The sequence below is a fragment of the Streptobacillus canis genome (assembly GCF_009733925.1).
GTDB classification, from domain to species: domain Bacteria; phylum Fusobacteriota; class Fusobacteriia; order Fusobacteriales; family Leptotrichiaceae; genus Streptobacillus; species Streptobacillus canis.
On record NZ_WOEI01000009.1, the window covers coordinates 1 to 12950 of the forward strand.

General features: G+C 25.9%; 11 protein-coding genes. 7 read left to right on the plus strand and 4 right to left on the minus strand.

Features of this window, described 5'->3' with window-relative positions; genetic code table 11:
• Positions 1-130: 130 nt before the first annotated feature.
• Genes GM111_RS03490 through GM111_RS03520 form a run of 7 tightly spaced genes read left to right on the plus strand, consistent with a single transcriptional unit; the run spans position 131 to position 9576 of the window.
• Complete coding sequence (locus GM111_RS03490) at positions 131-1522, plus strand: S41 family peptidase (RefSeq protein ID WP_156299488.1); 1392 nt, start codon at positions 131-133, stop codon at positions 1520-1522.
• A gap of 9 nt (positions 1523-1531) precedes the next feature.
• Positions 1532-2212, plus strand: coding sequence for a 16S rRNA (cytidine(1402)-2'-O)-methyltransferase (gene rsmI, locus GM111_RS03495; protein ID WP_156299489.1), 681 nt, complete (start codon positions 1532-1534; stop codon positions 2210-2212).
• Complete coding sequence (gene ylqF / locus GM111_RS03500) at positions 2196-3092, plus strand: ribosome biogenesis GTPase YlqF (protein ID WP_156299490.1); 897 nt, start codon at positions 2196-2198, stop codon at positions 3090-3092. Before rsmI ends, ylqF begins: the two co-directional genes overlap by 17 nt.
• A complete protein-coding gene (locus tag GM111_RS03505; protein ID WP_156299491.1) occupies positions 3082-4737 on the plus strand; it encodes a DEAD/DEAH box helicase in 1656 nt (551 codons plus the stop codon). Before ylqF ends, GM111_RS03505 begins: the two co-directional genes overlap by 11 nt.
• Positions 4738-4749: 12 nt before the next feature.
• Positions 4750-7404 carry a phosphoenolpyruvate carboxylase gene (gene ppc / locus GM111_RS03510; protein ID WP_156299492.1) on the plus strand — a complete coding sequence of 885 codons (2655 nt, stop codon included), beginning with the start codon at positions 4750-4752 and terminating at the stop codon, positions 7402-7404.
• 8 nt (positions 7405-7412) lie between these two features.
• A complete protein-coding gene (tyrS, locus tag GM111_RS03515) occupies positions 7413-8621 on the plus strand; it encodes a tyrosine--tRNA ligase (protein ID WP_156299493.1) in 1209 nt (402 codons plus the stop codon).
• Positions 8622-8631: 10 nt separating this feature from the next.
• The gene (locus GM111_RS03520; protein WP_156299494.1) at positions 8632-9576 is read left to right on the plus strand and encodes an FAD-dependent oxidoreductase; all 945 of its coding nucleotides are present in this window, start codon (positions 8632-8634) and stop codon (positions 9574-9576) included.
• A 38-nt stretch (positions 9577-9614) separates the two neighbouring features.
• On the opposite strand, the gene smpB is transcribed toward GM111_RS03520, so the two are convergent.
• The 4 genes from smpB to GM111_RS03540 are packed head-to-tail and all read right to left on the minus strand — an operon-like array spanning position 9615 to position 12946.
• A complete protein-coding gene (smpB, locus tag GM111_RS03525) occupies positions 9615-10049 on the minus strand; it encodes an SsrA-binding protein SmpB (RefSeq protein WP_156299495.1) in 435 nt (144 codons plus the stop codon).
• Positions 10049-11908: a ribonuclease R family protein gene (locus tag GM111_RS03530; RefSeq protein ID WP_156299496.1), complete on the minus strand. Its 1860-nt coding sequence runs from the start codon at positions 11906-11908 to the stop codon at positions 10049-10051. The genes smpB and GM111_RS03530 overlap by 1 nt, the downstream gene beginning before the upstream one ends.
• Entirely contained in the window at positions 11909-12478 is a 570-nt protein-coding gene (gene yqeK, locus GM111_RS03535) for a bis(5'-nucleosyl)-tetraphosphatase (symmetrical) YqeK (RefSeq protein ID WP_156299497.1), read from the minus strand. It lies immediately after the preceding gene.
• A 9-nt stretch (positions 12479-12487) separates the two neighbouring features.
• Positions 12488-12946: a hypothetical protein gene (locus tag GM111_RS03540; protein ID WP_156299498.1), complete on the minus strand. Its 459-nt coding sequence runs from the start codon at positions 12944-12946 to the stop codon at positions 12488-12490.
• Positions 12947-12950: the final 4 nt, after the last annotated feature.

Below are 12950 nucleotides of genomic sequence, written 5' to 3' on the forward strand. Positions count from 1 at the left end.
ACAATAAGAATTCATAAATTATACTCAGTAATTATACTTAAATTATACTTGATAATATTAAAATGTAAAAAACTAAAGAAAGGAGTTGTATGATAAAGTTTAAGAACTAACTATATCATACAAGTAATTTATGAAAATAAATAAAAAGCATTTATTAACTGTTTTCTTAATTGGCTTATTTGGATATGTAACATATTCTGAAGAAACACAAATTGAAAAGAAAAAGGAAGTATTAGCAGTTCAAAGAGCTAATGCAACAGTTGATATTAAAAATATAAATAAAATTATTCAAACCATAAATTATATAAATGAAATTTGGGTTGGATCAGAAGAAGTAGATAAAGAATCACTTTATGAAGCTGCACTTCGTGGTATGGTGAAAAGTCTAAAAGATCCTTATTCTGAATATTTAAGTGAAAAAGATTTAAATGAGCTTAATGAAGATTTAGATGGAGTTTATGTAGGTGTTGGAATGTCAATTAGAAAAGAAAAAGGAGATTATATGGAAGTAATCTCACCATTTATTGGTGGACCGGCATTTAAAGCTGGAATTCAAATTGGTGATATCATTACTAAAATTGATGATGTAGACATATTAGATTTAACAGCTACTGAAAGTTCAAAAAAGTTAAGAGGAGATGAAAATACCAAAGTTAAAGTAGAAATATATAGACGTGGACGTAAAGCTCCTCTAATAATTACATTAACGAGAGCAACAATCAAGCTTGATAATGTGGAATATAAAATGTTTGACAAAGATAACAAAATTGGATATATATCTTTATTACAATTTGGAAGCAAAGTTGGTGAAGAAATTAAAACTGCAATATTAGATCTAGAAAAACAGGGTATGGAGAAATTAATTTTTGATTTAAGAACAAATCCGGGAGGTTCTCTTCAAGAAGCTGTTGAAATAGCGTCAATGTTTGTACCAGACAATTTAATTGTATCTTTAAAAACAAAGTTAGGAGTAGATAAAAAATATACAAGAGTAGGAAATCAAATTTTTAAAGGAGATATGGTTATTCTTGTAAATAAAGGATCTGCATCAGCTTCTGAAATTGTAACAGGTGTGCTAAAAGATTATGAAAGAGCAACAATTATTGGTGAAACAACTTATGGTAAAGGAGTTGCGCAAGGTATTTATCCATTTAAAAATGAAAAAGATGCTCTTAAGCTTACAATAGCAGAATATTCAACACCAAAAAATAATAATATTAATAAAAATGGTATAGAACCTAATATCTATATTAAAATGAATGCTTTATTATCTGATAAAGGTTATTCAACTGAAACAAAAGAAGCAAAAGAAAATAGAAGAAAAGAAATAATAAAGATATTAGAGGAAACAGAAGGTAAAGAAAAAACAGCTGAAATTATAAAAGAAGGTGACAGACAACTTAAAGCTGCTGTAAGTCATCTTTTAGGAGAGAAAGTTACTCCTGATAAAAAAGAAGATGATAAATCTGATAAAAAAACAAAAAAAGATTTATTATTAGAAGAAAATAAAGAAAAGAAATAGAGTGATGGTATGTTATATATAGTAGGAACACCTATTGGAAATTTAGAAGATATGACTTTTAGAGCTGTTAGAACTTTAAAAGAAGTAGAATATATTTTTGCAGAAGATACTAGGGTAACTAAAAGATTACTTAATCATTATGAGATTGATACAAAAGTATATCAATATCATGAACATAATAAACAATATCAAATAGATAATATAATTAAATTATTGAAAGAAGACAAAAATGTTGCAATCGTTACTGATGCCGGGATGCCTTGTATTTCAGATCCTGGGTATGAACTTGTAGATGCGGCATTAAAGGAAGAAATTAAAGTAACTGCGATACCTGGGCCGTCATCTATTACAACAGGTGCTGCAATAGCTGGTATAGATACAAGACGTATGGCATATGAGGGATTTCTTCCTAAAAAGAAAGGAAGACAAACTTTATTTTTAAAACTTCAAAAAGAAGAAAGAGCAATAATTATTTTAGAATCACCAAATAGAATAGTAAAGACTTTAAAAGATATACAAACTTATTTAGGTGATAGATATGTCGTAATTACTCGTGAACTTACTAAAATGTACGAAGAAATACTTAGAGGTAAAACGAGTGAATTAATAGAAAAATTAGAAAAAAGAAATGTAAAAGGTGAAATAGTACTTTTTATAGCGAGCGGAGAAGAAAATGAGTGTGATGATTAACTGGTATCCAGGTCATATGAAAAAAACTAAAGAAATGATAGTGGAAAATTTAAAAATTGTTGATTTAGTTATAGAAATATTAGATGCAAGAATACCAATTTCAAGTAAAAATCCAGATATTGAAACTTTAGCCAAAAATAAATTAAGAGTTATTGTTTTAAATAAAACTGATTTAGTTGATGAAGCAAAACTTAAAGAATGGGAAAGGTATTTTATTGACAATAATATATCTCATCATTTTTTGGCAATAAGTGTTGAAAAAAATAAAAATTTTAATGAACTAAGAAAAATAGTGAATAAAATTTATGATGAAAAACTTGAAAAAATGAAGAAAAAAGGTTTAAGGAAAACAGTCGTTAGAGCGATGATAGTAGGTATTCCTAATGTAGGTAAGTCTAAATTTATTAATAAATTTTCGAATAAAAATAAGGCTAAAGTTGGTAATAAACCTGGGTTTACAAGAGGTAAACAGTGGATAACAGTAGATGAAAAATTTGAGTTATTAGATACGCCAGGAGTATTATGGCCTAAATTTGAAGATAATTTAGTTTCATTTAATTTAGCGATCACCGGATCTATTAGAGATGATATTCTTCCTTTAGAAGAAGTATCAAATAGATTAGTAGATATTATGAAAAAACAAGATATTATTAATAATTTAATAGATTCATATAATTTAGATGTAGATACTTTAACTGATAAAACAAACATAGAAATTTTTGAATTATTGGAAAAAAGATTAGGAATACATAAGAGTGAAAAATTTAGTTATGAGATAATCTCAAGAAGATTACTCAAAGAGTATAGGATAGGTAAGTTAGGTAAATTCCTTCTTGAATATCCTAGCGATTTTAAGAAAGAAGGTACAGATGAATTTTAGAGATTACAATTTAAGTAATGAAATGCTAGAAGCATTAGAAAAGAAAGGGTTTACTACACCTAGTGAAATACAAGCGTTAGTTATACCAGAATTATTAAAAGAGGAGACACATTTAATTGGTCAAGCTCAAACAGGAACTGGTAAAACAGCTGCGTTTTCAATTCCTATATTAGAAAGAATTATCCCTACAAAAAAAGTAAAAGCTTTAATTTTGGCTCCTACAAGAGAATTAGCAAATCAAGTAAGTGATGAAATTTATTCACTAAAAGGTGAGAAAGATGTTAAGGTTTTAGCAGTTTATGGTGGGGCTTCAATTGAAAATCAAATTAAAAACCTTAAAAAAGGTGTTGATATTGTTGTTGGAACACCTGGTCGTGTTATTGATATGATAAACAAAGGTGCATTAAAGTTAAGTGAATTAGAGTATTTCGTTTTAGATGAAGCAGATGAAATGTTAAATATGGGATTCATTGAAGATATTGAGTTAATATTAGAAAAAACAAATGAAGATAAAAAAATGTTATTTTTCTCAGCAACTATTCCTAAACCAATTTTAGCAATAGCAAAGAGATTCATGCCTGAACATAAAATATTAAAAGTTCAGAAAAAGGAATTAACTACACATTTAACAGAGCAAATTTATTTTGAGGTTAGAAGAGAAGATAAATTTGAAGCATTATGTAGAGTACTTGATTATAAACCAGATTTTTATGGAATAGTATTCTGTAGAACAAAATCAGAAGTTGATGAAGTTACAAATAAATTAAAAGCGAGAAATTATGACGCTGAAGCAATTCATGGAGATATTACTCAAGGATTAAGGGAAAAAGCATTAGATTTATTTAAAAATAAAATTTTAAATATTTTAGTTGCAACTGACGTTGCTGCTCGTGGAATAGATGTAAGTAATTTAACTCATGTTATAAATTATTCAATACCACAAGAATCTGACTCATATGTTCATAGAATTGGAAGAACAGGAAGAGCTGGAAATAAAGGTATTGCAATTACATTTGTTACACCACAAGAATCTAGAAAATTAGCACAAATTAAAAGAGAAACAAAATCTGAAATTAAAAAAGAAAATATACCTAATATAGAAGATATTATTAAAGCTAAGGAAGAATTATTAATAGCTTCTGTTGAAGAAATAATGATAGAAAATGATTATAAATTATATTTAAATTTAGCAAATAAAATATTAAAAGGTAAAAATACTGAAGCTGCAGTTGCATCATTATTAAGACATATTTATGATGATGAATTTATACCTGCTAGCTATAGTAAAATAAAAAATGTACAAGTAGAAATAAAAGATAATACTAGATTATTTATTGCTCTTGGAGAAAAAGATGGTTTAAATGTAAATAAATTATTAAAACTTATACATGAAAAAACAAAAGTACCAGGAAGAAAAATAAAAGATGTTAAAGTTATGCCCAACTTTTCATTCATTACTGTACCTTTAGAAGAGGCAGAAACAATTATTAAAATATTTAACAAAAATACGGCTAAAAATAATAAGCCAATGGTTGAAGTTGCGAACTCTGATAAAGCAGGAGATGGCGGTAGAAAAAGAAGTAGATCAAGAAGTAATTCAAAAAGTAGTTCAAAAACTGGAGAAAGCAAGAAAAAAAGAAAATAATGTGAGGTCAATATGAATTCAGTTATATTAAAGCCAGATAATGAAATTAAGTTAAATAAAGGATTAATTAATAAAGAGATTGATGTTATTAAAAGTATACTTTCAGAGATTGTTCCAGATGTAGATATCGTTTCAATTTTAGAAAATGAAAAGCATTTTAAAGATAATGGAAAAATTGAATCTAATGTTGTAAGATTACTAACAATTTTACCTTTATTAATAAATATTGTAGAGGATGTATATCAATCTAGAATGTTAAAATATAATACAATTAATAAAAATTATACTGAAGGTATGATAGAAAATTTAGTTAATAAATTAAACTTAGATAATATGGATAAAGAAAAGTTGAAAGAAGTATTTCTAGATATTAGAGTAGTACCAGTACTAACTGCACACCCTACTCAAGTACAAAGAAAGTCTGTATTAGATTTAACACAAAATATTTATGAGATTTTAGAAAAAAGAGAATTAGTTGAACATAAATTACTTGATGAAAATGAGTGGATGAATGAACTTAGAAAAAATATTAACTTATTATGGAGAACAGATATTTTAAGAAACTCAAAATTAAGAGTAAGTAATGAAATCACAAATTCACTAAGTTATTATGATTCAACATTCTTAAAGGCAATTCCTAAGATTAATTTAAAATTTAAGGATTTAGCAAAAAAATTAGGGATATTTTCAAATTCTTATACACCAATCATAATGGGGACATGGATAGGTGGAGATAGAGATGGTAATCCATTTGTAACTGAAGAAACATTATTAAATGCTGCTTATTCACAAGTTGATAAAGCGATTACTTACTATATTTCTGAACTTGAGAAATTATATAGAGAATTTTCAATTTCAAGTTTAAAAAATGATTATAGTGATGAGTTAAAAGAATTAGTAAAATTATCAAAAGATACATCTGAACATAGAGTGTATGAACCATATAGATTAGCAATATCATATATTTTAGATAGTTTAAGAGATGTAAAAATTAAATTATTAGATGATAAATTAGAATTGCCGTATGATTCATATTATAATTCAAAAAAATTATTAAAAGATCTTCTAATAATAAGAAAATCTATTGAAACATATAGTGATGAAATTTTAGCATATGGTAGATTAGATGAATTAATTGAAGCTGTAAAAGTTTTTGGATATCATTTATCATCTATAGATTTAAGACAGGATTCAAGTGTATATGAATATTGTGTTAATGAATTACTTAAAATTGCTAAAATAACTGAAAATTATTCACAGTTAAAAGAAGGAGAAAAATGTAAAATATTAATTAATCAAATAGAAAATGAACCAAGAAAGTTAAGTTCAGTAAATTGTTTTAAATCAGAAGCTTTAGAAAAAGAACTAAAAATATTTGGAACTATGAAAAAATTAATTAATATTTTTGGTAAAAATATAATTAAACAAAATATAATTTCACATACTGTAGAAATATCTGATATGCTTGAACTTGCATTACTATTAAAAGAGTTTGATTTAGATGGCAAAGTTAATATTTCACCATTATTTGAAAGTATTGAAGATTTAAAGAATTCTGAAGAAATAATGAGAACATGGTTTGAATTATCGATTGTAAAAAAATGGTTAAGTATTAATGGAGGAGTTCAAGAAATAATGCTTGGATATTCTGACAGTAACAAAGATGGAGGATATATAACTTCAAGCTGGTATTTATATAAAGCTCAAAAAGAATTAGTAAATTTAGCTAAAGAATATAATGTTAAATTAAATTTCTTCCACGGACGTGGTGGAACAGTTGGTCGTGGAGGAGGACCAAGTTATGAAGCAATATTATCACAACCTAGTGGTTCTATACTTGGTAAAATTAGACTTACTGAGCAAGGAGAAGTTATTGGTGCTAAATATGGAAATTTAGATTTAGGTAAATTTAACCTAGAAGCTTTATTATCTGCTACATTAGAAAAAAGTCTTAAAGATGAAACAAAAGATATAAAAGAATATGAAAATATAATGGAACAAATTTCTGAAATCAGCTACAAAGAGTATAGAAATTTAGTTTATGATACAGATGGTTTTTCTGAATATTTCTTTGAATCAACACCAATAAATGAAGTGTCTTCATTAAATATAGGTTCAAGACCATCATCTAGAAAAAAAGTATTAGATATTGAAGGATTAAGAGCTATACCTTGGGTATTTTCATGGTCGCAAACTAGAGTAATGTTACCAGGTTGGTATGGTGTGGGTTCTTCATTTGATAAATGGATAAAAGAAAATAATGGTTTGGAAGTATTAAGATTTATGTATAATAATTGGCCATTCTTTAAGGCTTTATTATCTAATTTAGAGATGGTACTTTCAAAAACAGATATGAATATTGCAAGAGAATATGCAAACCTTGTTAATAATAAAGAATTGTCTGAAAAAATATTTAATATGATAAATAACGAATGGCAATTAACATTTGATTTATTAAAACAAATTACAGGTATTAATTACTTGCTTGAAGACAATGAAATGTTAACGTTAAGTTTAAAAAATAGATTACCATATTTTAATGCCCTAAATTATTTACAAATAGAATTAATAAGACAAGAAAGATGTGGAAATAATACTGAAGAAGTAAATAAAGCAATACATACGAGTATAAATGGTATTGCAACAGGTTTAAGAAATAGTGGATAGGAGGAAAAATGACAGAATTAGAGTTAAAACAAGAAGTAGAGAGACAATTTAACATTCTTAAAAGAGGATGTGAAGAAATAATAAGCGAAGAAGAATTTAAGAAAAAATTAGAAAAATCAATTAAAAATAAAAAACCTTTAAAGATTAAGTTTGGTATCGATCCTACTGGTTCTGAACTACATTTAGGACATGCGGTACCCATTAGAAAATTAAAACAATTTCAAGACTTAGGACATGAAGTTAACTTTTTAATAGGTACATTTACTGCAAGAATAGGAGATCCAACTGGAAAATCTGAAACAAGAAAAATGTTAAGTTTTGAAACTATACAAGAAAATATTAGAACATATTTAGAGCAAGTAAAATTAATTTTAGATTTAGATAAAATTAAAGTTGTATATAACCATGAATGGTTAGAAAAACTAACTTTAGAAGAAATGTTAAAACTATTATCAATGTTTACTGTATCTCAAATGATACAAAGAGAAGATTTTTCTAAGAGATTAGCTAATAATCTTCCAGTTTCATTAATTGAATTTACTTATCCAATATTACAAGGGTATGATTCAGTTGCTCTAGAAGCTGATGTAGAATTAGGTGCTACTGAGCAAAAATTTAACTTATTAAGAGGAAGAGATTTGCAAAAGAATTTTGATCAAGAACAACAAACATGTATGATAATGCCTATTTTAGTTGGATTAGATGGTGTTGAAAAAATGTCTAAATCTTTAGGAAACTATATTTCAATTCAAGATACACCAACGGATATGTTTGGTAAAATAATGTCAATTTCTGATGAATTAATGCCAAATTACTATGAAATGATTACAAATTTACCATTAGAAGAAGTTAAAGAAATGTTAGCTACACAACATCCAATGGAATCAAAGAAAAGACTTGGGTTTGAATTAGTTAAAGAATATTACGGAGAAGAAAAAGCAAGTGAAGCAAAGTTATGGTTTGAAAATGTCTTCAGTAATAAAAATTTAAATGTAGAATTACCTGAAATTAAAATAGAAGAGAATGAATTACCAGCTTTAGAATTACTTACTAAATTAAACTTTATTTCTTCAAATAGTGAAGGAAGAAGATTAATTGATCAAAAAGCAATGAAAGTTAATGATGTTGCAGTTCAAAATATAAATGAAGTTATTAAATTAGAAGATGGAACTATTATTCGTTGTGGTAAAAAGAAAATAATTAAAATAACAAAATAATGGAGGAACAATGAGTAAAATATTAAAATTTGATGAAACTATTACTTATGATACTATTGTAATAGGTGCTGGACCATCTGCTGTTTCTGCTAGTATTTATGCTGTTAGAAAAGGTTTAAAAACAGCAATGATAGGTGAAGATATTGGAGGACAGATTTTAGATACAAATGAAATAGAAAATATAATTGGAGTACCTTTAACAAATGGATTTGACTATGCGATGGAGCTTGAAAAGCATTTAGCAGAATATGAAGTTTATTTTTATAAAGGACATAGAGTAAAGGAAATTGTCGATGAAGGTGCATTAAAAAAAGTAATTACAGATGATAATAAAGCTGTATTAACTAAAACTATAATAATTGCTACTGGAGCAAAATGGAGACAATTAGGAATACCTGGAGAAAAAGAATATACAGGAAGAGGAGTACATTATTGTTCTACTTGTGATGGACCATTCTATAGAAATAAGGATGTAGTTATTGTAGGTGGAGGAAATTCGGGTGTGGAAGCTGCAATTGAAATTTCAAATATTGCTAAAAATGTTGTATTAGTTGAATATATGGATGAATTAAAAGCGGATAAAGTATTACAAGATAGATTAGCTACACTTGAAAATGTCAGAGTATATTTATCATCAGCTGTAACTGAAATCGTAGGAAATGTGTATGCAGAAATTGCTAAATTGAGAAATAGAAATAATTCAGATGAATTTGAATTAAAAATGGATGGATTATTTGTAGAAATTGGTTTAAGTGCAAATTCTGATCTTGTAAAAGATTTAGTTGAAACTAATAAAGCAGGAGAGATTGTTATTGATGAAATGAATATGACATCTGTACCTGGAATTTTTGCAGCAGGTGATTGTACAAACACAAAACATAAACAAATAATTATAGCAATGGGTGAAGGAGCGAAAGCTGCCTTAAGTACATTTGAATATGTAATTAAACATTAAAAAAAAGGAATTATGCACTACTTTGCATAATTCCTTTTTTAGTAATTTTTTCTAATATCTCTTGAAATATCTCTTTGTTTAATACTTTCACGTTTATCATAGTTTTTCTTTCCACGTGCGGTAGCTATTTTTACTTTTACAAGACCATCTTTATTATATACAGTTAAAGGAACAATTGTATATCCTTGTTCTTTTACTTTTTCCGATAATTTTTTTATTTCTCTTTTATTTAATAATAATTTTCTAACTCTCGTTTCATTAACATTATAGATATTACCAAAAGTATATTGTGATACAAACATTCCTAGTATCCAAACTTCATTTTTAATTATTCTAACAAAGCTTTCTTTGATACTAACCTTTCCTAGTTTAATTGATTTTACCTCGGTACCTTTAAGTTCTATACCGGCATCATATTCATCCTCTATAAAATAATCAAAATATGCTTTTTTATTATTAGCTAACAATTTCATTAAATTACCTCCGATATAATTTCAATTCTTTCATAATCTAATTTAATAATTTTGATTTTAACTTTATCTCCAATATTAAATTGATTTCCTTTATTATCAACTAATAGATTATCAGTAATAGTATACTTATAACTATCATTATCATAGAATACAACTTCAACTAAATTTTCAAGTTGTAAGAATAATTTACCTGTAATAATGCCAGAAATTCTTGCTTCAAAAACTTCGTTTAGGTCTTTCTTCATATAATCTAATAACTTTAATTTAATTGAATCTTTTTCTAGTCTTTCTGCAATTCTTTCAGTCTTAGATATATGTTCTGCAATCATTTTATATTCTTCTAATTTTTTATCTATATATTTAGTAGATAATTTTTTATTTGTTAATGAATATTGTAACATTCTATGAACGATTAAATCTGAATATCTTCTAATTGGTGATGTAAAATGTAGATAATTATCTAAAGCAAGGCCAAAATGTCCCTTGTTTTCATTCATATATTTAGCTCTTTTCATTGCTTTTAAAATTGTTTTATGTATTAAATATGAATTATCATCATCTGCACTCTTATCAATTATTTTTGCTATTTTTCCAGGGTGTACATCCATTATATTATTAATGTTATAACCTAAAATATTAAGTTTTTGATTTAAGGTCCTTAATGTATCAATTTCTGGAGCTTCATGTACTCTATAAATAGCAGGAGTATTTTGCCAATGCAAATATTCTGCTACTGCTTCATTTGCAGCAACCATAAAATCTTCAATTAATTCTTGTGATAGTCCAGAAACTCTTCTTGAAATATTAATAATATCTCCGTTTTCATCAAGTATTAATTTAATTTCTGGTATATTGAAATTAATCATCCCTTTTTTATTTTTTTGATTTCTTAATAATCTTGATAAATCTAACATATCCCATAACATAGGAAAACTTTTATCGTTATTATGATACATATTATTTACATCATCATAATTTAATCTATGATGTGATCTAATAATTGATTTAAAGAAGTCACTTTCAATTAATTTTCCATTTAAGTCATATTTTAATTTTACAGTAAATGTTAATTTATCTTCATCTGGATTTAAAGAACATAAGTTATTTGATAATTTTTTTGGTAACATTGGAATAACTTGTTCAGCTAGATAAATACTATTTCCTCTTTTTGCAGCTTCTAAATCAAGAGTAGAGTATTCTTTAACAAAATGAGATACATCGGCAATACTAACATATAAAGTATAACTATTGTCATCCTTTTCTAAATAGATGGCATCATCAAGATCTTTTGCAGTAATATCATCTATAGTGACAGTATTTTGTTCACGTAAATCAACTCTATAATTTAATTCTTCAGTAATTTCCGGTTTTTTAATTTGTACAGTTTCTTTTTTTATTTCTGGATTAAATCCTACTGAGATATTTGCAGCATACAGCAAAGAATTTAATAAGTTATTTGAATTATTAATATTCCCAAAATTTGTTATTACATTAACTTTTATATCGTCTTTATTTAAAGTAGAGTAATCAATTGTAAAACTTAATATATCTCCATGTTTTATTTTTATTTTATTTGATGAAGTAGTAACGATTAAATCACTACGATTAAGCCTAATTATATATTTATTTCTTTTACACAAAATAACATTTCCAAAATATGGTGTTTTCTGTCTTTTTAAAACTTGTAAAACTTTACCTATTAGTTTTTCCTCATCAATAATTTCAACTTTAACTGTGTCTCCATCAAAAGCATTATTAAAGTTTAAATCTCTAATTAATACTTTTTCATTATTTTCAGTATATGCAAAAGCAAATCTACGATTTTTGCATATAAATTTACTTTCAAAAATTTTATTCATTTATTCACCTTTATTTATAAGTTTATTTCTAAATAAAATCGTATTTGGATGTATAGTAACATTTTTATTAATTAAGTGTTGTAATTTAAAATTAATCTCCATTAATATAGCTGAATCTAAATTTTTTATTGCTTCAGCTCTTATTAAATCAACATTTGGATAGTTTCTACCATCTTCAATAGCATCGGCTAAATAAACGATTTTATCTACTAAGGTCATTTCTGAACGACCTATTGTATGATATCTTAGGGAATCAAGTATTATTTCATCTGTTATATTAAATCTTTTCTTAGCGTAAGCTGCAGCGGCAAATCCGTGTAATACTTGATTTATTTTGAATCCATTATCAAAAATATATTTATATTCATCTTCAATGATAGAGTAGGATTTTTCATCACTAAAATATTTAGCTATATCATGCAATAAAGCACCAACTTCTACAATTTCAGTTGGTGCATTATATATTTTTGCAAGTTCTATTGCCTTATCTCTAACCCTTAAAATATGATTGTATCTTTTATCAGTTACTAATTTTTGTAACTCTTGATCTATTTCTTTTAAGTTATACATAAGTTCTCCTTAATTTGCATCTATTTCTACATTAATTTCATCATAGTCTTTAAAATTTTCTTTTAAAGTATATTTGACAGAATTAACAAACATTTGTATTGATTCGTTATTTAATTTACTAAAATAGTTGTTTAGTTTAATAATTAGTACATTCTTACCATTATCTTGAATTGAATATGCAGCTAAAAATTTATAGTTATCATTTAACTTATAAAAACTAGAATTTTTAATTACAGCATTTACATAATCACCTTCATCTACAACAGCAGATTCAGTCTCAACTTCAAGCTGTTTATATTCTTTTGCTTTTTTATCATATAAATAGACTGTTAGGTATTTTATTTCACTATTAATACTATTTTCAGTAGATAATATAGGGTTATTTACTCTATTATTTACATAAAAATATGAAATAGTACTTATTATAGCTAAACTTGATAGAATAATTAATAATTTATTTTTTTTCATAATT

Excerpts from the sequence above, each read along its gene's own strand:
- ppc (WP_156299492.1), top strand. The coding sequence starts at position 4,750 with ATGAATTCAGTTATATTAAAGCCAGATAATGAAATTAAGTTAAATAAA.
- GM111_RS03540 (WP_156299498.1), bottom strand. The coding sequence starts at position 12,946 with ATGAAAAAAAATAAATTATTAATTATTCTATCAAGTTTAGCTATAATA.
- GM111_RS03505 (WP_156299491.1), top strand. The coding sequence starts at position 3,082 with ATGAATTTTAGAGATTACAATTTAAGTAATGAAATGCTAGAAGCATTA.
- rsmI (WP_156299489.1), top strand. The coding sequence starts at position 1,532 with ATGTTATATATAGTAGGAACACCTATTGGAAATTTAGAAGATATGACT.
- GM111_RS03520 (WP_156299494.1), top strand. The coding sequence starts at position 8,632 with ATGAGTAAAATATTAAAATTTGATGAAACTATTACTTATGATACTATT.
- tyrS (WP_156299493.1), top strand. The coding sequence starts at position 7,413 with ATGACAGAATTAGAGTTAAAACAAGAAGTAGAGAGACAATTTAACATT.
- smpB (WP_156299495.1), bottom strand. The coding sequence starts at position 10,049 with ATGAAATTGTTAGCTAATAATAAAAAAGCATATTTTGATTATTTTATA.
- GM111_RS03530 (WP_156299496.1), bottom strand. The coding sequence starts at position 11,908 with ATGAATAAAATTTTTGAAAGTAAATTTATATGCAAAAATCGTAGATTT.
- ylqF (WP_156299490.1), top strand. The coding sequence starts at position 2,196 with ATGAGTGTGATGATTAACTGGTATCCAGGTCATATGAAAAAAACTAAA.
- yqeK (WP_156299497.1), bottom strand. The coding sequence starts at position 12,478 with ATGTATAACTTAAAAGAAATAGATCAAGAGTTACAAAAATTAGTAACT.
- GM111_RS03490 (WP_156299488.1), top strand. The coding sequence starts at position 131 with ATGAAAATAAATAAAAAGCATTTATTAACTGTTTTCTTAATTGGCTTA.